Origin of the sequence: Micromonospora sp. CA-240977 (genome assembly GCF_050942285.1) — a bacterium.
In the GTDB taxonomy this organism is placed as follows: Bacteria; Actinomycetota; Actinomycetes; order Mycobacteriales; family Micromonosporaceae; genus Micromonospora.
This window is the reverse complement of record NZ_CP192055.1, coordinates 3513597-3538894: the sequence shown is the minus strand read 5'-3', so window position 1 is coordinate 3538894 and position 25298 is coordinate 3513597. Positions and strand designations below refer to the sequence as shown.

Below are 25298 nucleotides of genomic sequence, written 5' to 3'. Positions count from 1 at the left end.
AGCAGCGAATCGAGGGCGCCGATGTCCAGCCGGATCACCTGCGACGTGCGCACCACGGCACCGGTGGCGGTCGTCCGGCTCAGCGGCGTGCTGGACCTGGGCACGATGCGGTCGGTGCACCAGGCCCTCAACGGCGCTCTCGTCGGACAGCCGGAGGCCCTGGTGGTCGACATGGCCGACGTCGACGTCCGCGACCGGCTGGCGCTGTCGGTCTTCGCCGCGACCGCCCGCCGGGCCGAGGAGTGGCCGTCCGTGCCGGTCGTGCTCTGCGCCCCGTCGCCGGTGGCCGCGCGGTGGCTCTCCGAGTCGACCACCTGCCGGGTGGTCCCGGTGTCGCCGGACTGCGCCGAGGCGACCCGGGTGGCCGGCGCGACGTCCACGTTGCGGATGCGGACCCGGCTGGAGCCGGTGGCCGGGGCCTGCCGGCGGGCCCGGGACCTGGTCACCGACGCGTGCGCGCGGTGGAACCTGCCCGATGCGGCCGGGCCGGCCGCGCTGGTGCTCAGCGAACTGGTCGGCAACGTGGTCCGGCACGCCGGCACGCCGATGCAGGTGACGGTGACCCTGCGCCGGCCGTACCTGCACCTCGCCGTGGTGGACGGCAGCAGCGCCCAGGCCCGGGCGCGCGGGACGGACCTGCACGCCGAGGGCGGCCGGGGGCTGCTGCTGGTGCGGGAGCTGACCCAGCGGTGGGGCAGCGTGCCGGCCGGTCCGGGCAAGGCCGTCTGGGCGATGCTGCCGGCGACCTGAGTGTTCGAGGCGCTCGCGCCGGTACTGGCGATCTGACCGAAATTCCCGCTCTGGGCTGGTTACATGGTGCAAGGGTCGGGTAGGCACGCCCGTCCTTTCTGCCGTCACGACGGGGTGAGCAGCCATGCCCAAGCGGGTAACCACGGAACCCGGTCGCGATCGGGGCCCGGCGATCCTGGCGCCGGCCCGCTTCGGGGGGTTCCCCGGAGCGGTACGAGCACCGGTCCCCGGCGGCTCGTTGATCAAATTTCTCGCGACCACCGACCACAAACAGATCGGTCTGCTCTACCTGCTGACGTCCTTCGGGTTCTTCCTGCTGGCCGGGCTGCAGGCGATGCTGATGCGCGCCGAACTGGCCCGCCCGGGGATGCAGTTCCTCTCCTCCGAGCAGTACAACCAACTCTTCACCTCGCACGGCGCGGTGATGCTGCTGCTGTTCGCCACGCCCGCGGCGTTCGGGTTCGGCAACTTCATCGTGCCGATCCAGATCGGCGCGCCGGATGTGTCGTTCCCCCGGCTCAACGCGCTCGCCTACTGGCTGTACCTGTTCGGTGGGCTGATGGTGGTCGGCGGTTTCCTCGCTCCCGGCGGTTCGGCGGACTTCGGGTGGACCGCGTACAACCCCCTCAGCAGCGTCGAGAACAGCCCCGGGGTGGGCGCGAACATGTGGGTGGTCGGCCTTGTCATCTCCGGGCTGGGCACCATCCTCGGCGCGGTCAACCTGATCACCACGATCCTGACCCTGCGCGCGCCCGGCATGACCATGTTCCGGATGCCGGTCTTCACCTGGAACATGCTGTTCACCAGCGTGCTGGTGATCCTGGTCTTCCCGCTGCTGGCCGCCGCGCTGCTGGCGCTCTCCGCCGACCGGCTGCTCAACGCGCACGTGTACGACGCGGCCACCGGCGGCCCGATGCTCTGGCAGCACCTGTTCTGGTTCTTCGGCCACCCCGAGGTCTACATCATCGCGCTGCCGTTCTTCGGCATCATCACCGAGATCATCCCGGTCTTCTCCCGCAAGCCGCTCTTCGGCTACACCGGTATCGTGCTGGCCACCGTCGCGATCACCGTGCTGTCCATGACGGTCTGGGCGCACCACATGTTCGCCACCGGCCAGGTGCTGCTGCCGTTCTTCAGCATCCTGAGTTACCTGATCGCCGTGCCGACCGGCGTGAAGTTCTTCAACTGGATCGGCACGATGTGGAAGGGTCAGCTCACCTTCGAGACGCCGATGCTGTTCGCCATCGGGTTCCTTGTCACCTTCCTGCTCGGCGGCCTCACCGGCGTGCTGCTGGCCAGTCCGCCGGTGGACTGGCACACCCACGACACCTACTTCGTCGTGGCGCACTTCCACTACGTGGTGTTCGGCACCGTGGTCTTCGCCCTCTTCGGCGGCTACTACTTCTGGTGGCCCAAGATGACCGGGCGACTGCTCGACGAGCGGCTCGGCAAGGCGCACTTCTGGACCATGTTCATCGGGTTCCACGGCACCTTCCTGGTGCACCACTGGCTGGGCAACGAGGGCATGCCGCGCCGGTACGCCGACTACCTGCCCAGCGACGGTTTCACCACGCTGAACACGATCTCCAGCATCTTCGCGTTCATCCTCGGCCTGTCCACGTTGTTCTTCATCTACAACGCGTGGAAGTCCTGGCGGTACGGGGCGGTGGTGACCGTCGACGACCCGTGGGGCTTCGGCAACTCGCTGGAGTGGGCGACCAGCTGCCCGCCGCCGCTGCGCAACTTCGACCGGATGCCCCGGATCCGCTCCGAGCGCCCCGCGTTCGACCTGAAGTACGGCCCGCTCGTCGCGGATCTGGGCCGGGACCTGCCGCAGCGCACCACGAAGCCGCCGCAGCACTTCGCCGAGGAGTTGCGGATGGAGCACCACGCGCCGGAGTCACCGGCCGCCGAGGGCGCGCACGGCGCGCGCGAGGCGACCGACTTCCAGCCGGCGCCGCGATCCGGCGCCCGGCCGGTGGACGTGCCGGAGCCCGAGGGCGTCCGCCGGCCGAGCTTCGAGCAGAGCGACGCGCCAAAGGACGCCGACGACCCGCCGAAGCCGCACGAACGTTGGCGGCACCCGCACAGCGACGACAACCCCGAAGAGCACTGAGCGGCGTACGCGCAGAGGGCCGACACCTGGCGGTGTCGGCCCTCGTCGCGTCGGTCGGTGCGTGCACCCAGATCGCCCCCGGGCGACTCGGTCCCCGCCCAGGAGCCAGGGGCGACGGCTCAGGTGCGGCGGGGCGACGGCTCAGTCCCGGACGGGAGCCAGGCCGGCGGCGGTGAGCGAGCGGCGTACCGCGGGCTGGACGCGGGTCAGCCGCAGCGGCACGCCGGTTCGCTCCGCGGCGTCCCGCCCCGCCATCAGCGCGGCGATCCCCCCGGCGTCGAATCCACCGGCGCCGACCAGGTCGACGACCACCTCGCTGGGCTGGCCGGTGACCGCCTCCAACATGGCCCGGCGCAACTGGTCCGCGCCGTCGCGGTCGATCTCACCGCCGACCTCGACCACCACGCGGTCGCCGTTCTGCTTCACCGAGATCCGGGTCTTGCCCGGGTCGGGCTCGGCGGCGCCGTTCTGCCACGGTGGGGGCGCGTCGGCGAGCATCGCCTGACGCAGCCAGGTCAGCGCCCGGGACAGCAGCCGGGACACGTGCATCTGCGAGATGCCGAACCGGGCGGCGATCTCGGCCTGGGTCTGGTTGCCGTAGAAGCGCATCGCCAGGATCCGCCGCTCGCGCCAGGGCAGTCGGTGCAGCAGTCCGCTCACCGTGACCCGGTCGTCGACCGACTCCAGGGCGTTGTCCGACTCGCCGACCAGGTCGCCGAACTCCGCGGAGCTCTCACCGCCGACCGGGGCGTTGAGCGAGGCCGGGCTGTAGCCCGCCGCCGACTCCAGCGCCGCGAGAATCTCCTCCTCCGGCGTCTCGAGTCGGGCCGACAGTTCGGCCACCGACGGCGCCCGGGACAGCTCGCTCGTCAGTGCGGCGGTGGCCTGTCCGACCTCGAGGATCAGGTCCCGCAGCCGGCGGGGCACGTGGACGCCCCAGGTGCGGTCCCGGAAATGCCGTTTGATCTCCCCCACGATGGTGATCGCGGCGTACGCCGTGAACGAGCCCCGTTCCGGGTCATACCGGTCGACGGCGTTGACCAGCCCCAGCCGGGCCACCTGCTCCAGGTCCTCCAGTGGCTCCCCACGCCCCCGGTACCGGCGGGCCAGCCGTCCGGCGAACGGCAGCGCGAAGCGCACCAGGTCGTCGCGGGCCTCCCCCCGCCGCTCGGGCGGAAGCCCGGCGATCCGGGCCGCGTACGCCAGTGCCGCCGCGTCGAGGTCCTCCAGACCCCGGTCGGTGGGTGGTGGTGGTGTGGTCGTGGTCGTGCTGGTCTGTCCGAACATCCGCGCCTCCCTCAGGAAGGTCCCCCGCCCGGATCGGGAAACCGGTCGTGCGCGTGGTCGAGCCACGCACCGGGCCGGAAAAGTGGGTCAGTGACTGGGATGCCAGCGGGCGACACCGCCTCTACGCTGCGCAATCAGGCCGTCGCAGCCAGCGATGTTCCCGCTCCGTAGGTACTCAATCACGGGACCCCGGGTTCGCGAGGAAGTTTCGGCGTGCTCCGCCTCAGGAGACCAGCAACCCCTGGTGGCCGCCGCTGTCGCGGAGCACGGCGAGGGCCTCGGCGGCCCCCAGTGGGGGCGGCACGGGCAGGTCGTACGGCTGGGCCCGCAGCAGCTCGGTGGCCCGGCGGGTGGGCACCGAGGTGACCGGGTAGCCCCGGGCGGTGGTCCGGTCCAACGCCCGACGGCGCCGCCCGAAACCGGCCACCGCCAGCCACTGCGGCAGCCCGGCCAGCGCCGGTGAGCGCATCCCGGGCGGCTCGGGCAGCACGTCCACCGAGCTGAACGCCTCGCTGCCGGCCAGCCACCACTCGGCCTCGTCGACGCTGCGCCGGGTGGCGTTCTCACACCAGTACGGCACCAGCCCCGCCCGCACCACCTGCCACGGGTCGAGCAGCCGGCCGCACTCCACCACCAACCGGTCACCGGTCTTGCCGGCGCCGCGCAACCACCGCCGGTACAGGTCGGCCACGGCCGCGCTCAGTGCCGCCGGCCGGGGCGCCAGCACCCGGTGCAGCGGGTGCTGGCGGCGGGCCGACCAGTCCCGCACTGCCGGTTCGAAGCCCGGGTCGACGTCGTGCTCGGCGTACCCCGACGGGACGGAGACCTCCGGCGGCTCCCAGCGGGCCGGGTCACCGCCGACGGAGCGCAGCACCTGCCGCAGCGCGTGGCTGTCCGGGTGGAAGTCGACAGGGTCCAGCCCGCTGGCCGGGCAGCCGACCTGGAAGCTGTGGCCGGGACCGCGCTCCAGCACCGGCCAGGTGCGCGCGTCGCGGACCAGCAGCACCGGGGCGCCCGGGAGCAGCCGGTCGGTCAGAAACTGCGCGTACGCGGCCGGCAGGGCCCTCCACGCGGCGGCCAGCGACACCGTGACCCCGGTCAGCGGTCCCCGGCTGGCCGGGCAGTGCACCTGGCGCAGGTGCACGTCGGCGTTGCCGGCGAGGAGCCGGGCGGCGAGTGCCGCGCCGTGCTCCAGCGCGTCCGCCGGGCGGTCCACCGCGCCGTCGGTCCAGTGCACTGTCATCTCGAAGCCCGCCGGCAACCACGGCACGCCGAGGGCCACCGCGAGGTGTGCCGCCGCGCCGTGCGGCGAGCCGAGCAGCACCCCGGGATAGCGCCGCCGGGGATACTGGTCGACGAACCAGCGGGCCACCCGGGCGGCGTCCACCTCGTCGACCTGGGCCACGGTGAGCGCGACCCGACCGGCGGCGCGGGTGACAGCGGCGCGGCGTACCGGCTCGGGGGCGCCCGGGAAGCGCGACATCGGCCCGGTGTGCCCGAGGTCGGCGCAGTCCTCCCCGCGCAGCGCCCGGGCGGTGGCGGCGACCAACACCCGGGCGGCACTGCCCGCGGCCACGACCCGGTCGCCGGCCAGACCGGCGCCATCGGCCGTGAGCCCCTTGTGCACCTTGTGCACCGGCCCCACCTTGCCTCGTTCGCTCACCACGCGGCCCGGCTTCCCGTACCGATGGGGTTCAAACGGGGCATCACCCACCCGGCAGCACATTCCGCTGGTCAGCGGGGTGCGCCGGTCATCAATGGCGTTCGGTCCCTCGGGTTTCGGTGGGGCCAGGGCGGGCACTTCCGGGTCCATGGGCACCGACGACACCAGTGAGCCAGCCGCCGCCACGATCACCCCGTACGAGGACGGACCGCTGCTGGTCCGCGGCGACTTCGCGCTTGTCACGCCGGACGGTGAGCTGATCGACGCGCGCCGGGGCACTGTGGCGCTGTGCCGGTGCGGCAAGTCGGCGCTCAAGCCGTTCTGCGACGGCACCCACAAGGCGATCAACTTCCGGGCGGGCACCGCCCGCGAGCGCTGATCCGGCCGTCGCCACGTCCTGCGCCAGGAGCGCGCCGACAGCTCCCCGTCCCCCGCCGGCCTCGGCGCGGCCAGTTCCTCCGGTCAGACGAGCGCGGTCGGAGCCGGCGGGGCCACCGGGGCGGACGCGACGAGCGAGACGGTCGGCGGCACTGTCGGCGGGGCGGGTGGCCGCAGGGAGCTGCGGGCGGCGGCCCAGCTGTCCAGCAGGTGCGCCGCGAACAGCCGGTCCACCGCGAGCCCGGCCGCCGCGCCGAAGAGCACGTCGGGGGCGAGGGCCGGTTCGACGCGGACCAGGCCACCGCACATGTCGTGGGCGGCGATCTGCTCGTGCACCGCGTCGGCCTCGACGTGCTCGTCGTAGAAGCGGGTGGCCACCTCGTCGAGGCCGAGCCGGCGCAGGCCGTTGCCGTAACGGCGGTTCGGCAGCGAGGAGGTCATCTCGAACGCGGCCAGGTGCCCGAGCAGCGCGCCGCGCCACCGCCGGTGCAGCCCGAACAGCGACATCAGGTTGTTGGTCGCCAGGGTCACCGCGGGTGCCGCGTCCAGGTGGGCGCCGTACGCGATGTCCAGCCCCAGCCGTTCGAGGGTGCGCCGGAACAGCTCGGCGTGCATCCGGTCCAGCCGGCCGTTGCCGTACTCGTCGGTCTGGATCTCCACGAGGGCGGCCTTGGCCGGCCCGCCGAGGCGGGGCAGCGCCCAGCTGTGTGGGTCCGCCTCGCGCAGGTGGTAGACGGAGCGGTGGGTGACGAACTCGCGGAACTGGGTGAGGTCGGCGTGTCGTTGCAGCGTCGCGGCCAGCGACGGCCCGTCGTCGGCCGCGACCAGCTCGGCCAGGCCGGCGGCCACCCCGGCGGCCGGCACCGGCGGCGCGCCGACCAGCCGGCGTAGCGCCGCCTCGAACGGCCGTTCGGCTTCGGCCCGCAGTGCGAGCAGCGTCGGCTGCCACTCCCACGCCTCGTCCACCCCGCACCAGCCCCGGTAGTGCAGCTCGTAGCAGAGGAACAGGGTGAGCTGAAGGTCCTCGTCCGTGATCGGGTCGGCGGGGTCGAGGTCGGCGCCGAGCCCCGCCGGCAGGTCGTGCGGCGGCCGTCGGAGGGCGTCGAGCACCGCGGCGGAGACCGGGCCGCGCGAGCGCGGCAGTGTCGCCGGACCGTAGCGGCGGTCAGCGGGCTCGGACATGGAACCTCCAGCGTCGTCGGGCCGCTACTGATGCCCTGGCCCGGAGCGGCTAAACGAGGTCCTCGGCGTTCACGGTGACCTCCACCTGCTCCCGGACCTTCCGGGCCGGAGCGCCGTCGGCGTACAGGCCCCGCAGGTCGGCGAACGCCGGCTCCGGCGGCGCCAGCGACACCGCCGGGTCGACAACCGCCTCCAGTACGCAGGGACGGTCCGCGGCGAGGGCTTCGTCCCAGGCCGCGCCGACCAGTTCCGGGCGGTCCACCCGCACACCGTGCAGCCCCAGCAGCCGGGCCCAACCGGCGTACGGCACGTCGGGGCGGCGGTGGGTCGGGTCGGAGGACGGCTGCCGCCCGCCACCCATGCCGTTCTGGTCCCGGTTGTTGAGCACCAGCACCACCAGCCGAGGGTCCGACCACCGTTGCCAGTGGTGCGACACGGTGATCAGCTCGGCCAGCCCGTTGAGCTGCATCGCCCCGTCGCCGACCAGCGCGATCACCGGCTGGTCGGGAGCGGCGAGCTTGGCGGCCACCGCGTACGGCAGCGCACAGCCCATCGAGCCCAGGGTGCCGCAGAGCTGCGCGTTCACCCCGGGTGGCAGGGTGAGGTGCCGGGCGTACCAGTAGAGGACCGAACCGACGTCGACAGCTACCGCTCCGGTGCTCGGCAGGCGGGCCGACAGCTCCTGGAGGACGAGCTGCGGGTTGACCGGGTCGGCGGGCGCGGCCACCCGCTCGGCGGCGACCTCCCGCCACCGGTCCACCGAACTCTCCACGGTGGCGCGCCACCCCTGTTCGGGTCGACCCCGCAGCCGGGTCAGCAACGACCGCAACGTCTCGGCGGCGTCGCCGACCAGCGGCACGTCGGCCGGGTAGCGGGTGCCGATCCGGCGGCCGTCGATGTCGATCTGCACGGTGCGGGCCTGCTCGGGCATCGGGAAGTAGTCGGTCCACGGGTCGTTGGTGCCGACCATCAGCAGCGTGTCGCAGCCACCCATCAGCTCGGCGGCGGCCGTGGTGCCGACCTCGCCGAGCACCCCGGTGTGGAACGGCAGCCGCTCGTCGAGCACCGGCTTGCCCAGCAGTGAGCTGGCCACCCCGGCGCCGAGCCGGTCGGCCATCTCGATGATCTCGGCGGCCGCGTCCCGCCCGCCCTGGCCCACCAGGATCGCGACGCGCTGGCCGCCACCGAGCAGTTGTGCGGCGGCGTCGAGGTCCTCGTCGTGCGGCAGCACCCGGGCCAGCGGCTCACCGGGGGTGGTCGAGACCACCCCGACGGCGGACGGCTGCACGTCGGGCACCAGGGTTTCCTGCAACAGGCGGGGCAGCACGACACAGGTCGGGCTGCGGGTCGCCGCCGCCGTACGGAACGCCTGGTCCAGCAGCACGGCCACGTCCTCCGGGTTGCGGCCGTAGCGGACGAACTGGTTGCAGACGTCGCCGAAGAGCCGGCTCAACCCGATCTCCTGGTGCGCGCCGCCGAGCGGTCCGGAGATGTCCTCCCCGACGATCGCCACCACCGGTTTGCTGTCCAGCTTGGCGTCGTAGAGGCCGTTGAGCAGTTGGACGGCGCTGGGCCCCTGGGTGGCGAGGCAGACCCCGATGCCGCCGGTGAACTTGGCGTGCCCGGTGGCCATGAACGAGGCGGTCTCCTCGTGTCGGGCCGGAATGAACGCCGGCTCGCCGCCGGCGCGGTCCAACGCCTCGACCAGCGGGGCGATCGCCTCGCCCGGATAGCCGAAGGCGCGGGGCACCCGCCAGGCCAGCAGCCGCTCCACCACGAGATCCGCCACCCGACGCTCAGCCATTGCCGCGCCCCGGTGTGCTGGGGTCGACGTAGCGCAGCACCGCGCCGACGCCGTCGGTGAGCTCGGGAGCCTCCTCCGGGCCGAGCACTGTCAGCGCCGCGTCGGTGCCGACGAGCGCGCGGACCAGCGCGGCGTCGGCGCGTACCCGCTGCGGGTCGGCCACCGACATCGCGGCCAGCTGCCCCGCGTCGACGGCGATCTCGGTGGGCTCGGAGCCGATCCACAGCTCGCCGTCGGCCGACGGGTCGTCCACGATGATCATCGTGTCGACCTGGTTGCGTTGCAGGGCCGAGACGACCGCGTCGAGGCCGGCGCCCACGTCCTCCTGCACCCCGAACCGGTCCAGTGCGGCGCTGATCCGCTGGTCGGCGACCTCCGCGATGGTCTGCACGGTGAGGTCGTCAAGCATCGTCTGGTCGGCGCCACCGGCCCGCGACCCGGCATCGGTACGGACCACGAGGTCCTGCCACCGCTCCGGCATCTGGGCGGCGATCATGCCGGTGGCCCGGACGTCACCGGCGACCACCACCACGTCCGCGCCGACCCGGTCAGCCAGCTCCACCGTCGCGGCGGTGACGTCACCGGCGTTCTGATGCCACGCCTCCATGGCCGCCCGCTGGTAGCGCGACTGGGACCAGCCGCCGGGCTTCGACCGCCGCAGCGGGTACTCGTCCCGCCCGGCGACGTGCGCCCGCCGGGGCACCCCGCCGGCGCTGACGGCCATCGCGTCGGCGCCCAGCCGGTCGGCGATCACCCGCACCCAGGCCACCTGTTCGCCCCGCTGGGCGAGCAGCGGCATCACGTGCGGCAGTGGCGCGAAACTGGCCAGGTCACGCCGTGGCGGCGCGGACAGGTACTCGGAGAGCACCACCCGCCCGTGACTGGCGAAGACCGCGAGTCCGTAGTCCCCGACCATCGGGTCGTGACCACGGATCACCCGGTCCAACGCGGCGATGCTCGCCTCGTCCGCGCCCTGTTCGGTCAGGCGACGTTGCAGGGCGCGCCAGCGCAGGTCCAGCGCGGGATGGGCGTCCTCCGTGTCGGCGGAGGCGTCCAGGTACACCGAGCACCACGGCCCGGGACGGTCGTAGAGCGGGCGCAGGAAGGACAGCTGCATGCTCGACCCCTTTCCAGCTCGGCCCCCCGCTTACCCGGGTCGCCCGGGATGTCACCTCGCAGCCGTGAGCCCGTGACCAGGTTTCATTCACGTCGTTCAACTCAGGACGTCGATACGATCTGTGCACACACGCGGACTCTCGGTGGTGGGAATGGACAGCGGACTCGAAAGCCGACGGATCGTGCACCCGACGGAAAGGATCGTCACCGGGCGGTTGATCCGCCTGCTCGACGGTTACACCCGCGAGGTCCGCATCGGCCAGCCGGTGCTGGTGGCGGTGCTCGCCGCGGCGGCGATCGCGCGACTCCCCGCCCTGTTGCTGCGCTCGCTGTTCTCCTTCGGCGGTGGCGGCACGCGCCGGCGCTGGAAGGAGCTCAAGCAGGGCCCGGAGTACCTGGTCATCCCGGTGCGCCTGCGCAACACCGCCGGCCAGCTCTGCGAGGTGGAACTGCACGGGCACCTGCCGCAGAGCGCCCTGCACCCGGCGGACCAGGTGCAGCTCACCCTGCGCCCGCAACGCGACCCGGACCTGCCGCCGCGCATCGAGCGGATCGTCAACCTCACCACCGGTCAGTTGCTCACCCCGCGCACCGCGACCCTGTGGTCGCACCTCGGGCCGCCGCTGCTGTTGCAGGCATTCCTGGGCGCGCTGCTCCTCGCCGGCATCACGGCCTGCTCCGCACTGACCTGACCGCTCCGCCCGGCTCCGGGGCCGGGCGGCGGTTCAGCCGGCCCGGGGCGGGCTCGCGTCAGCGAGCCGAGGCGGAGTCGCGGGTCAGCCGACCGGGGCGGGCTCGCGGGTCGGCCGCTCGGCGGCGGTGTCGAGCATGCCGCGGCGGCGGGCCCAGCGTTCGAAGATCAGGGTGGCGAACGGCGGCACGGCGCAGACCAGCGCCACGACGGTGGCCGGCAGGCTCCACCGGCGCAGGCGGGCCACCGCGAGCACCAGCAGGACGTACGCGATGAACAGGCCGCCGTGGATCGGCCCGAAGATCTTGACACCCAGTTCGTTCTCCGGCGGGCCGTACTTGGCCAGCATGCCGACCAGCAGGGCCAGCCAGGAGCAGGCCTCGGCGATCGCCGCCGCAACGAACAGCCGGGTCACCTTGTCGCGCATCGCCATGCCTCCACCTCTCGGGCGGCAATGGTAGCGGCGCGGGCGCGTCGCCATCCCACTGACCAGATGGACGGGACAGGGATCACCGGACCCGCCACTGGGTAGGAAAGAAGCCTCAGGTATTCCCCTGCCCGACGAGGACGTGCGAGGTTAGGGGGACCAGCGGTGACAGGGTGGTGACGATGGGCGAGGACGTCGGCGTACGAACCTTCAGTCGGGAGGATCGGGCCCGCTACCGCGACAAGGTCCGCCGCTGTCTGGATGTCTTCGCCGAGATGCTGCGCGAGTCGCGCTTCGACGTCGACCGGCCGATGACCGGCGTGGAGATCGAGCTGAACCTGGTCGACGAGGCGTCGAATCCGGCGATGCGCAACGCCGACGTGCTGGCGGCCATCGCCGATCCGAGCTTCCAGACCGAGTTGGGCCAGTTCAACGTCGAGATCAACGTGCCGCCGCGGCGGCTGACCGGCACCGGCACCGCGGACTTCGAGGAGTACGTCCGGGCCAGCCTGAACGCCGCCGAGGTGAAGGCGCGCACGATCGGCGCGCACATGGTGATGATCGGGATTCTGCCGACGCTGCGCCCCGAGCACCTGACCGCCGAGACGCTCTCCGCCAACCCCCGCTACAAGCTGCTCAACGAGCAGATCTTCGCGGCGCGCGGTGAGGATCTGCCGATCGCCATCAGCGGCGTGGAGCGGCTGGCGGTCACCGCCGACACGATCACCCCGGAGGCGGCCTGCACCAGCACCCAGTTCCACCTGCAGGTCAGCCCGGCCCAGTTCGCCGACTACTGGAACGCCGCCCAGGCGGTCGCCGGCATCCAGGTGGCCGTCGGTGCCAACTCGCCGCTGTTCTTCGGCCGCGAGCTGTGGCGCGAGACCCGCATTCCGCTGTTCCAGCAGGCCACCGACACCCGGTCGGAAGAGATCAAGGCCCAGGGGGTACGCCCCCGGGTCTGGTTCGGCGAACGCTGGATCACCAGCGTGTTCGACCTGTTCGAGGAGAATGTGCGGTACTTCCCGGCGCTGTTGCCGGTCTGCGACCCGGAGGACCCGGCGCAGGCCCTCGCGGCCGGCGAGGTGCCCAATCTCGCCGAGTTGCGCCTGCACAACGGCACCGTCTACCGGTGGAACCGCCCGGTGTACGACGTGTCCCGGGGTCGACCGCATCTTCGGGTGGAGAACCGGGTGCTGCCCGCCGGCCCGACAGTGCTGGACACCATCGCCAACGGCGCCTTCTACTTCGGGCTGGTCCGGGCCCTGGCCGAATCCGACCGGCCACTGTGGTCGCAGATGTCGTTCAGCGCCGCGGAGGAGAACTTCACGAGCTGCGCCCGGCACGGCATCGACGCCCAGGTCTTCTGGCCCGGCCTGGGCTATCTGCCCGTCACCGAGTTGGTGCTGCGCCGGTTGCTGCCGATGGCACACCACGGCCTGGACCGGTGGGGGCTGGACTCGGGCGAACGCGACAGGCTGCTCGGCATCATCGAGCAGCGCTGCCTGACCAGCCGCAACGGGGCGACCTGGCAGGTGGAGACGCTGCACCGGTTGGAGTCCACCGACCACCTGGACCGGCCGCAGGCGCTACGGGAGGTGGTCCGCCACTACGTGGACCTGATGCACAGCAACCGGCCGGTGCACGAGTGGCCGATCCCGTAGGTCCCCCGCCGGGCTCAGCCTCGCGGGGTGGGCACGCCGAAGAGGTCGATGATGCCGCCGGGAAGCTGGGCGAGCAGATCGTGCCGCTCGTCGTCGTCGAGCGCTTCGGCGACGGTACGCAACACCGCCTGAGCGTGTTGACGCACCTGGTCCGCGTTCGCGACCTGCTCGCGGTCCCCGACGTTCTTCAGGAACTCGCCAACATCCCACCGGCGGCCCTGCGGATTGCGAGTGACGGACCCGTTCAACCGCTCCGGTAGCTGGGCCGCCAGGTTGTCCGCCTCCTGTCCGGCGAGCCGTTCACCGAGCACCGACAGGACGGCCTGTACGGACCGCACGGCCTCGTTCTCACCGAGGCCAGCGCGCTGTCGTACCGTGGCGATCATCTGCTCGTACTCCATGCTCCGCTCCTTCGGTCTCCTCGACATGCCGTCGGGCCTGCCTGCGGACGAACGGGGCGAGTTCCCACGCTCCCTGGTGACAAACGGGTGTCGTGCGGACCTGGACTTCTCCGCCATCGGCGGGCGGGACCGCACAAGCCGCCGCGAACCAGGCGCGGCGCCCGGGTTGCCTGCTGAGCCAGGTCGGGCCGTGCCGGAAGCCGGCCCGCCGACCCTGGGGGCACCGCGCGTTCGCCGGAGTGGACGGCGTCCTTTGTGGATTCCCCCGCGACATCGATGAATGTCGTAGGCTGTGGCAGCTCGCACATCGTCTGATCACGATGAGGGGATGCCGGTGGCCACTTGTGGAACAGACCCAGCTCCGACCCGGGGGCCCGGTCGGGTGCCCCTGTCCCGTCGGCACATGCTGCGGATGGGAGCGGCGGCGGCCGGTGGCGCGGTGCTCGCCGGCGGGTTGGGGACCGGGTCCGCGCAGGCCGCGCCGGAGGCCGCGAAGCGCGCGCTGCGGGCGCCGGTGTTGGCACCCGGTGACCGGGTTCGGGTCGTGTCGCCCGGCGGCACCCCCAACCCGACGACAATGGCCCGCGGCGTCGAGATCCTGCGGAGCTGGGGCCTGGAGGTCGAGCTGGGCAGCCACGTCTTCGCCACGTACGGCTACCTGGCCGGCACCGACGCGCAGCGGCTGGCCGACCTGAACGCCGCGTTCAACGACCCGGGGGTTCGTGCCGTCTTCGCCGCCCGTGGCGGCTACGGCACCCAGCGGATCGTCGACCAGATCGACGTCTCCGGGCTGCGCCGGGACCCTCGGGTGGTGGTCGGCTTCAGCGACATCACCAGCATCCAGGGCAGGCTCTGGCGCGAGGCCGGCCTGGTCACCTTCTACGGCCCCATGGTCAACTGGAACGACGCCCGCACCGGGCCGGAGTCGGCCGAGGCGCTGCGCCGGGCGGTGATGACCACCGCGCCGGTCACGATCACCAGGGATCCGGCCGAGACGGCCGCGCCCGTCCTGGTGCCCGGGCGGGCATCCGGTCCCCTGCTCGGCGGCTGCCTGACGTTGATCTCCACCTCGCTCGGCGCGGAGGACGCCCCGAGGTTCGACGACGCGATCCTGTTCTTCGAGGACGTGGACGAGGCCCCGTACAGCATCGACAGGATGCTTACCGAGTTGCGCCGGGTGGGTGTGCTGTCCCGGGTCGCCGGGGTGGCCATCGGGCAGATCACCAACAGCGTCGGCGGCCCGGGTGAGTGGGACGCCGCGGCGGTGCTGAAGGACCGCCTGTACGACCTCGGTGTGCCAGTCCTGGGCGGGCTGCGACTGGGGCACGGCAACGGGCAGCTCACCGTTCCGCTCGGCGCGCGGGCCACTATCGATGCCGAGGCGGGGACCCTGACGGTGGAGCCCGGGGTCCGGCAGCGCTAGCTGGTGGCGCCCGCGTCCCAGGGTGACGGGTCGTCGCGCAACCGGCTGTAGAGGTATCCGTCGCGCCACTGGCCGGCCCGAAACTCGCTGGCCCGCACGACGCCCTCGAGCTGAAAGCCGGCCTTCTCCAGCGCCCGCTGCTCGGCGACGTTCTCCGGGTGGGTGCCGGCCTGGACGCGTTGCGCCGGGGTGTGCTGGAACAGGTAGTCGCAGAGCAGCGCCTGCGCCCGCCAGCCGATGCCCCGCCCCCGCCAGGGCGGCAGCAGGACGATTCCGATCTCCCAGTACGACGCCCGCCCTGCGTACCGCCCCGAGGTGTAGCTGACGAGCCCGGCGGCGGCCCGCTCCTGCTCCACCTCGACGATGAGCCGCCCGTCGTCCTCGCCGAGGTAGCCGTCGACAGCGAACCGCCGCGCCGGCGCCTCGGCGTCGCGGAAGCCGGCCCAGTCCAGGCCGAGCAGGCCCGGCTCGGTGCAGAACCGCCGCAGCATCGCCAGGTCGGGCTCGGCGACCGGTCGCAGTCGGACGGTGAGATCGGCCGTCACCGGCACCGAGGGGCCACAGTGGTCCATGGCGACACGCTAGCCGCCAACCCGGCCCTATGTCGGCACTGGTTCGCCGGTCAGACGCTGAGCAGCACCTTCGTGCACTCGTCCTGCTTCTTCTGGAAGATCTTGTAACCCTTCGGGGCGTCGCGCAGCGGCATCCGGTGGCTGACGATGAAACTCGGGTCGATCTCGCCGCGCAGGATCCGCTCCAGCAGCGGCCGGGTGTAGCGCTGGACGTGACACTGACCGGTGCGCATGACGAGCGACCGGTTCATGAACGCGCCCATGGGGAACTTGTCGACGACACCGCCGTACGCGCCGACGACCGAGACCACCCCTCCCGAGCGGCAGGCGAGGATGGCCTGGCGCAGCGCGAACGGTCGTTCCGTCTCCACCCGGGCGGCCTGCTTCACCCGGTCGTACGCGTACAGGGCGGCGTTGCCGTGGTGGCCCTCCAGGCCGACCGCGTCGATGCACGCGTCGGGCCCCCGGCCGGCGGTCAGCTCGTTGAGGGTGTCCAGCACGTCCACCTCTTCGTAGTTGATCGTCTCGGCGTCGGTGTGCTCCTCGGCGAGCCGCAGCCGGTACGGGTACCTGTCGATGACGATCACCCGCTCCGCGCCGAGCAGCCGGGCGCTGGCCGCGGCGAACAGCCCGACCGGCCCGGCGCCCCAGACGGCGATCACCTGTCCGGGTTTGATGTCGCACATCTCGGCGCCCATGTAGCCGGTGGGAAACACGTCGGCGAGCATGACCGCCTGGTCGTCGCGCACCTCGTCGGGCACCTTGACCGGGCCGACGTCGGCGAACGGCACCCGGGCGTACTCGGCCTGACCGCCGGCGTACCCGCCGAGCAGGTGGGAGTAGCCGAAGATGCCGGCCGGCGAGTGACCCATGATCTTCTCGGCGATGCCGGCGTTCGGGTTGGAGTTCTCGCAGACCGAGTAGAGGCCGCGTTGGCACGACGAGCAGTGCCCGCAGGCGATCGGGAAGGGCACCACCACCCGGTCGCCGGGCTTGAGGTTGCGCACCTGCGGGCCGACCTCGACCACCTCACCCATGAACTCGTGACCGAGGATGTCGCCCTTGCGCATCGCCGGGATGTAGCCGTGGTAGAGGTGCAGGTCGGAGCCGCAGATGGCGGTGGTGCTGATCCGGACGATCGCGTCCCGGGCGTTCATGATCTTCGGGTCGGGTACGTCGATCACCTTGACGCTGTCGGTGCCCATCCAGGCGGTGGCCTTCATCCTCGGTCCCTTTCGGAGCGGGCGGTCATCGGCGCGACGGCGGCAGCGGCTGGGCGGGACGCTGCATGGCCTGTTGGCGTACGGAGATGCCGTTGGGGCTGCCGTCGGAACGGACCACCTCGCCGGTCTCCAGCACTTGCTTGAACCGGCGCAGGTCGTCCCGGACCTGCTGCTCGGGTTCCTCGCCGAAGAGCTTCGCCACCGCCCGGCCGAGCGCGCCGGCCGGCGGCGCGTAGCGCAACTCCACCCGGACCTCGGTGCCCCGGTCGCCGGGGGCGGGCACGAAACGGACCCGGCCGGCGTTGGGCACCCCGGTCCCCGCCAGCGAACGCCAGGTGATCGACTTGTTCGGCTGGTCGTCGATGATCTCGGCGTCCCACTCGACGCGGTGACCGGCCGGTCCGCGAGCGATCCAGTGCGAGCGGCGCAGGTCGTCGGCGCGCACCGACTCCAGGTGTGTCATGAACCGGGGCAGGTTCTCCACGTCCCGCCAGAACCGGTACGCCTCGGCGGGTGACCTGTTCACCGTCACCGCGACCCGCATCCGGATCATCCGCGCCCGGGCGCGTCGAGCCCGGCTGATCCGCACTGCGGAGAACACGTCGACGGCCGCGATGCCGGCGACCGCGAGGGTGGTCAGCGCGACCCGGCGGCGTCGGTCACCGCGGCGGTCGGCGAGGGCTCGGCCGAGCACTGTCAGGTCCATGGCGTCGCCGGCCACCCGGCTCCAGGCCCAGCCGGCCGGGCGACGACCGCCGAGCAGGCCGGCGGCACTGCCCAACTCCCGCACGCCGATGGACGGGAGCACCATCCGCGCGGCGGCGGAGTCGTCCACCCCGGCCAGTCGCGCGAGAGGGCCGGGCGCGACCAGGGCGCCCACGCCCAGCGCCAGGCTCAGCAGGCCCAGCGCGCTCGGCAGCGTCGCCGGCACGGGCCCGTCCAACTCCGGCAGGAGCACACTGTCGACCCGGTCCATGTCCGGTCCCCCTCCGGTCGGCGTAGCCGGCTGCGGACCGGCGCAGGGGCGCGGCCGCCACCCTGACGCTATGTCGTGAAGGCTGCCGGTGCGCCCGGTTCGCGGCAGAAGGTCCGTTCCGGGCGACGCCGTCAGCTTCGACGTCTCGACCCCGGTGCGGGTCCGGCGGGCGCCGACGGTGGTGGACTTCGACCTCAGGTGACCCGAACGAGGCACGCCGCCGGACGTTAACGGCGAGCCGCACCGGGTAGCCGGCATCCGCTTCGACGAGCGCCCGGGGAGGTGGGATGACGGCGACCAGCGCGTTCTTCGAGCGGTTGACGGTCGCCGGCCAGGATCCGCGGTTCAGCAAGGTGTGTGGGAGCGTGCGGTTCGACATTCGCGACGGCGACCACCTGGAGCAGTGGCTCCTGGTGATCGATCACGGCCGGATGCGGGTGACCCGCGGCGCCGAGCCCGCCACCACTGTGATCAAGGTGTCCGCGCAGGTCGCGGAGGCGATGGCGCGCGGTGAGGTGAACGGTCTGGCGGCGATCACCCGCGGCGAGATCCTTGTCGACGGCGACCTGGGCCTGGCGTTGCGGATCGGGCGGCTGTTTCCGCGATCGCCGGGACCGTTGCAGAGCGGCGGTCCGGGCAGTGGGACGTGACCGATGAGGGACATCGCGGGCACCGTGTCGTGTATCGACGGGAACACCTTCATGGTGTCCGACGCCAGTGGCGATGTGGAGTCGTCCCCCGCCACGCCGGTCGGGCTGTTCGCCGCCGACACCCGCTTCCTGTCCCGCTGGATGCTCTTCGTCAACGGCGAGTGCATGACCGCGCTGTCGGTGGACGACAGCCAGTACTACGAGGTGACGTTCTTCGTGGTGCCGGGCGCGGCGGTCGACTACGTGCAGGCCGACCTGTCCGCCATCCGGCGCAGGCGCATCGGCCCGGACCTGACCGAATCGCTGACGATCTTCAACTACGGCGAGCGGGACAGGGACCTCGACATCCGGCTGGAGGTGGCAGCCGACTTCGCCGACATCTTCGAGATCAAGTTCGACATCGGTGAAAAGACCGGCACGCACTACACCCACGTGGGCCCGAACGAGTTGCGCCTGGGCTACCGACGCGGCACCTACCGACGTGAGGTCGTCGTCTCGGCGAGTGAGCCCGCCGAGTTCGACGCGGACGGCCTGCGGTTCGCGATCCGACTGCGCCCCGGGGAGCAGTGGTCGACGCGGTTGCAGGCCGCCATGCTGGCGCTGCGTCCCGACGGCGTCGACCTGCGCTCCGCCCTGCGGGCCCAGCGGCCCGACGAGTCCACCCTGCCCACCAGCCTGCGGGCCTGGGTCGCGGCGGCGCCGACCCTGGACACCGAGAGCGCCGCGCTCCAACAGGTATACCACCGCAGCCTGGTGGACCTGGGGGCGCTGCGCTTCGCCCCGCTCTCGCTGGGCGGCGCGGCCGTACCCGCGGCCGGGTTGCCCTGGTTCATGACCCTGTTCGGCCGCGACAGCCTGCTGACCTGCCTGCAGACCCTGCCCGTCACCCCGTCGTTGACCCCGCCGACGCTGCGGATCCTCGCCTCGTTGCAGGGCGCCCGCTCCGACGACGTGCTGGAGGAGGATCCCGGCCGGATCCTGCACGAGCTGCGCTACGGGGAGTCGGCCGCCTTCGAGGAACAACCGCACTCCCCCTACTACGGAACCGTGGACGCCTCACCGCTGTTCGTGGTGCTGCTCGACGAGTACGAACGGTGGAGCGGCGACACCGCGCTGGTGCTCGAGTTGGAGCAGGAGGCGCGCGCGGCCCTGGCGTGGATCGACGACTACGCGGACCTGACGTCCACCGGTTACGTCTGGTACGAGCGACGCAACCGCGCCACCGGCCTGGAGAACCAGTGCTGGAAGGACTCCTGGGACAGCATCTCCTACGCCGACGGAAGGCTGCCGGGCTTCCCGAGGGCCACCTGCGAGACCCAGGGGTACGCCTACGACGCGAAGATCCGCGGGGCCCGGCTGGCCCGTACCGTCTGGAATGACCCCGCCTACGCCGACCGGCTGGAGCGCGACGCGGCAGCGCTGTACGACCGGTTCAACAGGGACTTCTGGCTGGCGGACCGCGGCTACTACGCCCTGGCGCTGGACCACGACGGCACTCCCGTGGACAGCCTGTCGTCGAACATCGGGCATCTGCTGTGGAGCGGCATCGTGCCGCCGGAGCGAGCCCCACAGATCGTCGAACACCTGATGGGCCGGGCGCTCTTCTCCGGTTGGGGCGTACGGACCTTCGCCGAGGGGCAGCGCCGCTACAACCCCCTCGGCTACCACAACGGCACGGTCTGGCCGTTCGACAACTCGTTCATCGCCTGGGGCCTGCGCCGGTACGGGTTCACCAGCGAGGCGGGCCGCATCGCCGAGAGCATCCTGTCCGCGGCCACCTTCTTCGAGGGTCGGCTACCCGAGGCCTTCGGCGGGTTCGACCGCAACACCACCCGCTACCCGGTCCGGTATCCCACCGCCGGCAGCCCGCAGGCGTGGTCCAGCGGAGCGTCAGTGCTGCTCCTGCGCACCATGCTCGGCCTCAACCCGCACGAGGACCACCTGGCCGTGGACCCGGCGCTACCGTCCGCCTTCGGCCGGGTCGCGCTGCTGGACATACCCGGCCGCTGGGGCAAGGCGGACGCCTTCGCCCGGCACCGCCCCGACCAACGCTAGGGCCACGGTCAGCCGCCGGCCCGGTGGTCCGGAAATCAACACACAATTCGTTACGCGGAATCCGTAATCCGCGAACGACACCGCTTTCGGCGAGTTAAGGAAGACTTAAGATCGCGCGGGCGAAAAACTGTTATTCGGAGCGCGTTCGGCGGCTACCAGGAAGCCTGCGGAGCGGCCCCCTTAAATCTTTCCCCGCGAGTTGATGCGGGCTCTCGACGTGCACATACTCCCTTTCGACAGGAGCGTAATCACCGACGCAAAGGACAACACTGGTAATGCGGACTCCCCCCGCACATGTCGCACCGGCGGACCGGGCGCGAAAGCGTCGCCGCCGTACCCGCATCTCACTCGCCGCCGCCGTCGTGGCGGCACTGGGCGCCAGCGGCATCTACATCGCCGGCGCCCAGGCCGAAGAGGTCGCCGTGCCCAGCCGGGTCCAGGCCGAGGCCTTCGCGGCACACTCCGGGGCGCAGACCGAGGGCACCGGCGACGCCGACGGTGGCCGCAACGTCGGCTGGCTGGCCAGCGGCGACTGGCTACGCTACGACGGCGTGTCGGTCACCGACGCCAACCTCGCGGCCCGGGTCGCGTCGCACAACGCCGCCGGCGGCACCGTCGAGCTGCACCTCGGCGCGCCGGACGGTCACCTGCTGGCGACCTTCCCGATCGCGCAGACCGGCGGCTGGCAGAAGTGGACCACCGTCACGGCGAAGGCGTCCGCTGTGCCGGCCGGCCCGCAGACCGTCGTCGCCGTCATGAAGAGCACCTCGACGGCGGACTTCGTGAACCTGAACTGGTTCACGTTCGGCCCCGCGACGGGCCCGTCGCCGAGCCCGTCGCCGAGCGCCTCGGCGACGCCCACCGCTTCGTCCGCGCCGAGCCCCACCCCGTCGGCGTCCGCCTCGACGTCCGTCCCGCCGAGCGCGCCGGCCGGCGGCTGGGTCCCGGTCGACCAGGCCCGGTGGAGCAGGGAGCTGGCCGCCTTCGACGCCCTCACCCCGAAGGCGGTGACGCCGGGAACCACCCGGGTTCCCGAGTTCCACACCGACTGCGAGGTCGCCACCTCGGCACCGGACGACCCGATCGTCGTGCCCGCCCTGCCGGGCGCCTCGCACATGCACACCTTCTTCGGTCCGAAGGTCGACGCCTTCACCACGACCGACAAGCTGCTCTCCGCGACGACCACCTGCAACGCCCCGGGTGACAACAGCGCCTACTGGACCCCGGAGTTGCGCAAGGACGGTCGACCGGTCCCGATCAAGAGCATGCGCGTCTACTACGGCTCGCGGGTCAAGGACCCGTCGACCGTCAAGCCCTTCCCGCCGGGCCTGCGAGTCGTCGAAGGCGACGCCAAGCGGCAGGTGGACACCCCGAAGAACGCCGGCAGCAATCAGTTCTGGTGCGCCGGCAGCGCCGAGATCGGCCGCAGCGCCGACGGCAACTGGCCGGTCTGCGCCCCGGGCGGCAACCTGATCTTCCAACTGGTGTTCAAGGACTGCTGGGACGGCAAGAACATCGACTCACCCGACCACAGGTCGCACATGGGCGACCCGGTGAACGGTGTCTGCACCGGCAGGTACCCGGTGGCCGTGCCGGACCTGTCCTTCATGGTCAACTACCAGTCGCTTGGCGGTGACGGTCTCACGCTCTCCTCCGGCAAGCCGTCGTCCATGCACGGCGACTTCATGAACGCCTGGGAGCCGACGCGCCTCGGCGCCCTGGTGAAGTCGTGCCTCAACCAGAACGCCAAGTGCGGCACCGAGGTCACGTTCGCCGGCGGCTGACCACCGCGTCCGCCGGACGGCCCCCTCGCCCACGCGAGGGGGCCGTCCGCCGTGGCGTCCGGCCTCGTTCGCACACCGCGTCACCGTCAGCGGCGGTTCACTGTCGCCCACTGATCGTCACCTGGTGGGCGGGGCTCGCCGGTTTCCCCTTCGGGAAGGGCGGAAACGGCCGGCGGAAACATCCCACCCTTGTGGACGACGGGCTGGTAGGAAGTAGCGAGTCGCCTCACCTCAGGGAGATCATCGTGGCACGTTCCCCCCTGTCCCGTCGTTCGCTGCTCGCAGCCGGTGGCGCCGCCGCCGTCGCGCTCGGCGCGGCCAGCCCGTCCGCCGCCGCCGCACCAGCCGACAACCCGGTCGGTACGCCGGCCGAGGCGCTGCGTCGGCTACAGGCCGGCAACCGGCGGTTCACCTCCGGCCACAGCCGGCACCCGCACCAGAGCCTCGCCGACCTGCACCGACTCGCCGCCGGGCAGCACCCGTTCGCCATCACCGTCGGCTGCGCGGACTCCCGGGTGGCGCCGGAGGTGCTGTTCGACCAGGGGCTCGGAGACCTGTTCGACAACCGGGTGGCCGGCAACATCGTCGACGACCTGCTGCTGGGCAGCGTCGAGTTCGCCGTGGAGGAGTTCGGCAGCCTGCTGATCGTCGTTCTCGGCCACGAGCGCTGCGGCGCGATCACCGCCACCATCGACGCCATCCACAGCGGCGGCACGGCGCCCGGGCACATCGGCACCATCGTGGACGCCCTGCGTCCGATCGTCGAGCCGGTGCTGGACCAGCCCGGCGACCCGGTGGAGAACGGCGTCCGCGCCAACATCGTCGCGCAGGTGGCGGCGCTCTCCGCGCGCAGCACGATCATCGCCGAGAAGGTGCACCAGGGTGCGCTGCGCGTCGTGGGCGCCCGCTACGACCTGGACAACGGTCGGGCCTCGCTGGTGGCCTGACGGGCGCTGCGCGGTCACCGCGGCTCAGCGGCCATCAGTGGTCGCGCCGGGCCGTGGTGGCCGCGCCGTCGTGCTGCGGGACCCGGCCGCACCTCGCCGGCACAGACCCTGCTGATCGCACTGGTGATCTTCGCGGCGCTGCGCGCCTGGACCCACCGGGACAGCCGCCGCAACTAGGGTGCAGGAATGGTCGACCGACACCAGGTGCTGAACTTCCGCGTCCGGGCCCAGCAACTCGACCGCGCTGAGGGCACGCTCGCCGACACCGCCGTCCTGGACCTCGGGGTGCAGAACACCGGTCCGGACGGCGCCCGATGGGCGCTGGCGGCGCGCGGGGTCGACGTGACCGCCCTGTCCGGCGAGGAGGTGGTGCTGCTGTGGACGGTCCGCGGCGCCCCGCACCTCTACCGCCGGGGCGACGTCGGGCACGTGGTGGCGGCGATCGAACCCTTCTCCGACGCCGACGCGGGCAAGCGCATCTACGACGCGGCCAAGCCGTTGAAGGCGGCCGGCATCGCCAACCTCGCTGCCCTCGACGAGGTGGCCGCCCGCATGCGGGCCATCGTCACCACGCCAACGGTCAAGGGCGACGTCTCCGGCCGCCTGGCCACTGTGCTGCCCGAGCCGTACCTGCGGTTCTGCCGGCCGTGCGACGCCACGCACCTCTACGAGATGCCGTTCCGGCTCGCCGCCGCGCGGGCCGGACTGGAGCTACAGCTCGACACCTCACCCCCGATCCTGCAGCGCATCGCCGGGTTCCGGAAGGCGTCCGCCCCGGGCGACCGCCTCGACCTCATCCGCGCCTACCTTCGCCTGCTCGGCCCGGCCACCCCGAAGCAGGTGGCCGACTATCTCGACGCCGCGGTGAAGGATGTGAAGGCGCGCTGGCCCGACGACGTGATCGACGTGACGGTCGACGGCGAGGTGCGCTCGCTGTTGGCCGCCGACGAGGAGGCGCTGGCATCGGCCGACTCCAGGGCCACCCGCCTGCTCGGCCCGTTCGACCTGTTCCTTCAGGCGAAGGACCGGGCGACGCTGGTGCCGGACGCCGCCCACGCCAAGGAGTTGTGGCCGGTGCTGGGTCGCCCCGGCGCGGTCCTGGTCGACGGCGAACTGGTCGGCACCTGGCGTCCCCGCAAGTCCGGCCGGACGTTCACGGTCGCGGTCCAGCCCTGGCGCCGGTTGTCGGACGCCACGCGCAAGGCCGTCACCGCACAGGCCGAACACCTCGCCGCGCACCGCCGCGTCCCCCTCGGCGGCGTCGACTTCGCCAGCTGACGGTGGCGGCCAGGCGGGTCACTCCACCGTCCAGGAGATGGCGGGTGGGTGGACCCGAGCGCAGAGCGGGCCGCCCCTGGCATCGGTCAGGCCGACCCGGCCGACCAGGACCCCGCCGCCCTCGTGTGCCGCGCGCAGCAGGTCGGTCGGGATGTCGGTGAACATCAGCTTCGCCCGGCGGAACATCGCGAAGCCGTCCTCGGTCACCGCGCCCCAGCCCAGATACAGGAAGCGGGCTCCGGGGCGGCCGTGCACCCACGGGCCGCCGACGTCAAGCATCCCGTCGACCTCCCGGCTGGACACCTCGAAGCTCCAGGTGGCCTGCTCCGCGTCGGCCGGCACCTGATCGACGACCTCGGCCTTGCGTTGGACCCCGACGTGCACGTTGCCGCGCCGCAGCGCGTCGGCCTCCGCGCCGGCGCGCCGCCCGGGGAGGTCGCTGCCGTCGATCCGGATCCGCATGCCACCGACTCTAGTTACTTGACCGATCCGGTCGGCCGTGCGCTCGTCCGCGCCGCAGCGTGCGCGCCGCGGTCGACGACACCGCGACCAGTTCGGGCCGCGCGGGCAGGAACACCGTGGGAACGCCCAGCGACTGGTTCATCGCCGCGAGCTGGTACTCGGCCCGAAGGTCGGTGGGGTTACGCACGCCACGGACGATCACCCCCGCGTCGTGGCGACGGCAGTAGGTGGAGGTCAACCCACTCCAGGCCACCACTGTGACGGAGGTCCACCCGACCGGCACAACGGCCCGGACGGCGGCCGCCCGCCGCTCCTCGTCGGCGCCGGGATGCTTGCCGCTGTTGACCGCGACGAGCACGACCACCTCGTCGAAGAGCCCCCGTGCCCGGTTCACCACATCCAGGTGCCCGGCGGTGAAGGGATCGAAGCTGCCGGGATAGACGGCTCGTACG

Annotated in this window: 23 protein-coding genes; 11 read left to right on the top strand and 12 right to left on the bottom strand. The window is 72.2% G+C overall.

What is annotated here, in order from left to right:
• Positions 1-21 precede the first annotated feature (21 nt).
• Positions 22-750 (top strand): STAS domain-containing protein, encoded by a 729-nt coding sequence (locus ACQPWW_RS16235; RefSeq protein ID WP_433133591.1) that lies wholly within the window; start codon positions 22-24, stop codon positions 748-750.
• 124 nt (positions 751-874) lie between these two features.
• Positions 875-2866: an aa3-type cytochrome oxidase subunit I gene (ctaD, locus tag ACQPWW_RS16230; RefSeq protein WP_433133589.1), complete on the top strand. Its 1992-nt coding sequence runs from the start codon at positions 875-877 to the stop codon at positions 2864-2866.
• Positions 2867-3007: 141 nt separating this feature from the next.
• Here the strand turns inward: ctaD and ACQPWW_RS16225 are convergent, their stop codons facing one another.
• Both ACQPWW_RS16225 and ACQPWW_RS16220 read right to left on the bottom strand, forming a co-directional pair.
• Positions 3008-4153 (bottom strand): SigB/SigF/SigG family RNA polymerase sigma factor, encoded by a 1146-nt coding sequence (locus tag ACQPWW_RS16225; protein ID WP_433133587.1) that lies wholly within the window; start codon positions 4151-4153, stop codon positions 3008-3010.
• Between the two features lie 223 nt (positions 4154-4376).
• A complete protein-coding gene (locus ACQPWW_RS16220; RefSeq protein ID WP_433133585.1) occupies positions 4377-5819 on the bottom strand; it encodes a hypothetical protein in 1443 nt (480 codons plus the stop codon).
• 145 nt (positions 5820-5964) lie between these two features.
• Here ACQPWW_RS16220 and ACQPWW_RS16215 point away from each other — a divergent pair, with 145 nt between their 5' ends.
• On the top strand, positions 5965-6195 hold the full coding sequence (locus tag ACQPWW_RS16215; protein WP_433133583.1) for a CDGSH iron-sulfur domain-containing protein: 231 nt from the start codon (positions 5965-5967) through the stop codon (positions 6193-6195).
• Positions 6196-6278: 83 nt separating this feature from the next.
• Here the strand turns inward: ACQPWW_RS16215 and ACQPWW_RS16210 are convergent, their stop codons facing one another.
• From ACQPWW_RS16210 to ACQPWW_RS16200, 3 genes are read right to left on the bottom strand one after another with little or no spacing between them, the layout of a single operon-like run.
• Positions 6279-7376 carry an iron-containing redox enzyme family protein gene (locus tag ACQPWW_RS16210; protein WP_433133581.1) on the bottom strand — a complete coding sequence of 366 codons (1098 nt, stop codon included), beginning with the start codon at positions 7374-7376 and terminating at the stop codon, positions 6279-6281.
• Between the two features lie 49 nt (positions 7377-7425).
• Positions 7426-9180: a thiamine pyrophosphate-binding protein gene (locus ACQPWW_RS16205; protein WP_433133579.1), complete on the bottom strand. Its 1755-nt coding sequence runs from the start codon at positions 9178-9180 to the stop codon at positions 7426-7428.
• Positions 9173-10297, bottom strand: coding sequence for a Vms1/Ankzf1 family peptidyl-tRNA hydrolase (locus ACQPWW_RS16200; RefSeq protein ID WP_433133577.1), 1125 nt, complete (start codon positions 10295-10297; stop codon positions 9173-9175). Before ACQPWW_RS16200 ends, ACQPWW_RS16205 begins: the two co-directional genes overlap by 8 nt.
• A gap of 142 nt (positions 10298-10439) precedes the next feature.
• Here ACQPWW_RS16200 and ACQPWW_RS16195 point away from each other — a divergent pair, with 142 nt between their 5' ends.
• Positions 10440-10988 (top strand): hypothetical protein, encoded by a 549-nt coding sequence (locus tag ACQPWW_RS16195; RefSeq protein WP_433134377.1) that lies wholly within the window; start codon positions 10440-10442, stop codon positions 10986-10988.
• Positions 10989-11072: 84 nt separating this feature from the next.
• Here the strand turns inward: ACQPWW_RS16195 and ACQPWW_RS16190 are convergent, their stop codons facing one another.
• Positions 11073-11414: a DUF3817 domain-containing protein gene (locus ACQPWW_RS16190; RefSeq protein ID WP_433134375.1), complete on the bottom strand. Its 342-nt coding sequence runs from the start codon at positions 11412-11414 to the stop codon at positions 11073-11075.
• Positions 11415-11596: 182 nt separating this feature from the next.
• On the opposite strand from ACQPWW_RS16190, the gene ACQPWW_RS16185 reads away from it, so the two are divergent.
• Positions 11597-13075, top strand: a complete 1479-nt coding sequence (locus tag ACQPWW_RS16185) for a glutamate--cysteine ligase (RefSeq protein WP_433133575.1) — start codon at positions 11597-11599, stop codon at positions 13073-13075.
• 14 nt (positions 13076-13089) lie between these two features.
• Here the strand turns inward: ACQPWW_RS16185 and ACQPWW_RS16180 are convergent, their stop codons facing one another.
• Positions 13090-13476, bottom strand: a complete 387-nt coding sequence (locus tag ACQPWW_RS16180) for a DUF2267 domain-containing protein (RefSeq protein ID WP_433133573.1) — start codon at positions 13474-13476, stop codon at positions 13090-13092.
• Positions 13477-13879: 403 nt separating this feature from the next.
• Here ACQPWW_RS16180 and ACQPWW_RS16175 point away from each other — a divergent pair, with 403 nt between their 5' ends.
• Positions 13880-14899 carry a S66 peptidase family protein gene (locus tag ACQPWW_RS16175; protein ID WP_433133571.1) on the top strand — a complete coding sequence of 340 codons (1020 nt, stop codon included), beginning with the start codon at positions 13880-13882 and terminating at the stop codon, positions 14897-14899.
• Here ACQPWW_RS16175 and ACQPWW_RS16170 read toward each other — a convergent pair.
• From ACQPWW_RS16170 to ACQPWW_RS16160, 3 genes are read right to left on the bottom strand one after another with little or no spacing between them, the layout of a single operon-like run.
• Entirely contained in the window at positions 14896-15471 is a 576-nt protein-coding gene (locus ACQPWW_RS16170; RefSeq protein WP_433133569.1) for a GNAT family N-acetyltransferase, read from the bottom strand. The two genes, ACQPWW_RS16175 and ACQPWW_RS16170, sit on opposite strands and share 4 nt — an antisense overlap.
• Before the next feature lie 50 nt (positions 15472-15521).
• Positions 15522-16694: a zinc-dependent alcohol dehydrogenase gene (locus ACQPWW_RS16165; RefSeq protein WP_433133567.1), complete on the bottom strand. Its 1173-nt coding sequence runs from the start codon at positions 16692-16694 to the stop codon at positions 15522-15524.
• A gap of 25 nt (positions 16695-16719) precedes the next feature.
• A complete protein-coding gene (locus tag ACQPWW_RS16160; protein WP_433133565.1) occupies positions 16720-17670 on the bottom strand; it encodes an SRPBCC family protein in 951 nt (316 codons plus the stop codon).
• Between the two features lie 287 nt (positions 17671-17957).
• Between ACQPWW_RS16160 and ACQPWW_RS16155 the strand changes: the two genes are divergently transcribed.
• From ACQPWW_RS16155 to ACQPWW_RS16135, 5 genes are all read left to right on the top strand, one after another.
• Positions 17958-18320 carry an SCP2 sterol-binding domain-containing protein gene (locus ACQPWW_RS16155; protein ID WP_433133563.1) on the top strand — a complete coding sequence of 121 codons (363 nt, stop codon included), beginning with the start codon at positions 17958-17960 and terminating at the stop codon, positions 18318-18320.
• 3 nt (positions 18321-18323) lie between these two features.
• Positions 18324-20375 (top strand): amylo-alpha-1,6-glucosidase, encoded by a 2052-nt coding sequence (locus ACQPWW_RS16150; protein ID WP_433133561.1) that lies wholly within the window; start codon positions 18324-18326, stop codon positions 20373-20375.
• A gap of 275 nt (positions 20376-20650) precedes the next feature.
• A complete protein-coding gene (locus ACQPWW_RS16145) occupies positions 20651-22159 on the top strand; it encodes a DUF1996 domain-containing protein (RefSeq protein ID WP_433133559.1) in 1509 nt (502 codons plus the stop codon).
• A 245-nt stretch (positions 22160-22404) separates the two neighbouring features.
• A complete protein-coding gene (locus ACQPWW_RS16140) occupies positions 22405-23106 on the top strand; it encodes a carbonic anhydrase (RefSeq protein ID WP_433133557.1) in 702 nt (233 codons plus the stop codon).
• 186 nt (positions 23107-23292) lie between these two features.
• Entirely contained in the window at positions 23293-24384 is a 1092-nt protein-coding gene (locus ACQPWW_RS16135) for a winged helix DNA-binding domain-containing protein (protein ID WP_433133555.1), read from the top strand.
• Between the two features lie 18 nt (positions 24385-24402).
• On the opposite strand, the gene ACQPWW_RS16130 is transcribed toward ACQPWW_RS16135, so the two are convergent.
• Positions 24403-24846, bottom strand: a complete 444-nt coding sequence (locus ACQPWW_RS16130) for a DUF5990 family protein (protein WP_433133553.1) — start codon at positions 24844-24846, stop codon at positions 24403-24405.
• A gap of 10 nt (positions 24847-24856) precedes the next feature.
• Positions 24857-25240, bottom strand: a complete 384-nt coding sequence (locus tag ACQPWW_RS16125; RefSeq protein ID WP_433133551.1) for a pantetheine-phosphate adenylyltransferase — start codon at positions 25238-25240, stop codon at positions 24857-24859.
• Between the last annotated feature and the right edge of the window lie 58 nt (positions 25241-25298).

Coding starts and splice junctions, on each gene's coding strand:
- ACQPWW_RS16215 (WP_433133583.1), top strand. CDS start 5,965: ATGGGCACCGACGACACCAGTGAGCCAGCCGCCGCCACGATCACCCCG.
- ACQPWW_RS16185 (WP_433133575.1), top strand. CDS start 11,597: ATGGGCGAGGACGTCGGCGTACGAACCTTCAGTCGGGAGGATCGGGCC.
- ACQPWW_RS16210 (WP_433133581.1), bottom strand. CDS start 7,376: ATGTCCGAGCCCGCTGACCGCCGCTACGGTCCGGCGACACTGCCGCGC.
- ACQPWW_RS16150 (WP_433133561.1), top strand. CDS start 18,324: ATGAGGGACATCGCGGGCACCGTGTCGTGTATCGACGGGAACACCTTC.
- ACQPWW_RS16155 (WP_433133563.1), top strand. CDS start 17,958: ATGACGGCGACCAGCGCGTTCTTCGAGCGGTTGACGGTCGCCGGCCAG.
- ACQPWW_RS16130 (WP_433133553.1), bottom strand. CDS start 24,846: ATGCGGATCCGGATCGACGGCAGCGACCTCCCCGGGCGGCGCGCCGGC.
- ACQPWW_RS16165 (WP_433133567.1), bottom strand. CDS start 16,694: ATGAAGGCCACCGCCTGGATGGGCACCGACAGCGTCAAGGTGATCGAC.
- ACQPWW_RS16205 (WP_433133579.1), bottom strand. CDS start 9,180: ATGGCTGAGCGTCGGGTGGCGGATCTCGTGGTGGAGCGGCTGCTGGCC.
- ACQPWW_RS16190 (WP_433134375.1), bottom strand. CDS start 11,414: ATGCGCGACAAGGTGACCCGGCTGTTCGTTGCGGCGGCGATCGCCGAG.
- ACQPWW_RS16145 (WP_433133559.1), top strand. CDS start 20,651: ATGCGGACTCCCCCCGCACATGTCGCACCGGCGGACCGGGCGCGAAAG.
- ACQPWW_RS16235 (WP_433133591.1), top strand. CDS start 22: ATGTCCAGCCGGATCACCTGCGACGTGCGCACCACGGCACCGGTGGCG.
- ACQPWW_RS16170 (WP_433133569.1), bottom strand. CDS start 15,471: ATGGACCACTGTGGCCCCTCGGTGCCGGTGACGGCCGATCTCACCGTC.
- ACQPWW_RS16180 (WP_433133573.1), bottom strand. CDS start 13,476: ATGGAGTACGAGCAGATGATCGCCACGGTACGACAGCGCGCTGGCCTC.
- ACQPWW_RS16135 (WP_433133555.1), top strand. CDS start 23,293: ATGGTCGACCGACACCAGGTGCTGAACTTCCGCGTCCGGGCCCAGCAA.
- ACQPWW_RS16160 (WP_433133565.1), bottom strand. CDS start 17,670: ATGGACCGGGTCGACAGTGTGCTCCTGCCGGAGTTGGACGGGCCCGTG.
- ACQPWW_RS16175 (WP_433133571.1), top strand. CDS start 13,880: ATGCTGCGGATGGGAGCGGCGGCGGCCGGTGGCGCGGTGCTCGCCGGC.
- ctaD (WP_433133589.1), top strand. CDS start 875: ATGCCCAAGCGGGTAACCACGGAACCCGGTCGCGATCGGGGCCCGGCG.
- ACQPWW_RS16200 (WP_433133577.1), bottom strand. CDS start 10,297: ATGCAGCTGTCCTTCCTGCGCCCGCTCTACGACCGTCCCGGGCCGTGG.
- ACQPWW_RS16225 (WP_433133587.1), bottom strand. CDS start 4,153: ATGTTCGGACAGACCAGCACGACCACGACCACACCACCACCACCCACC.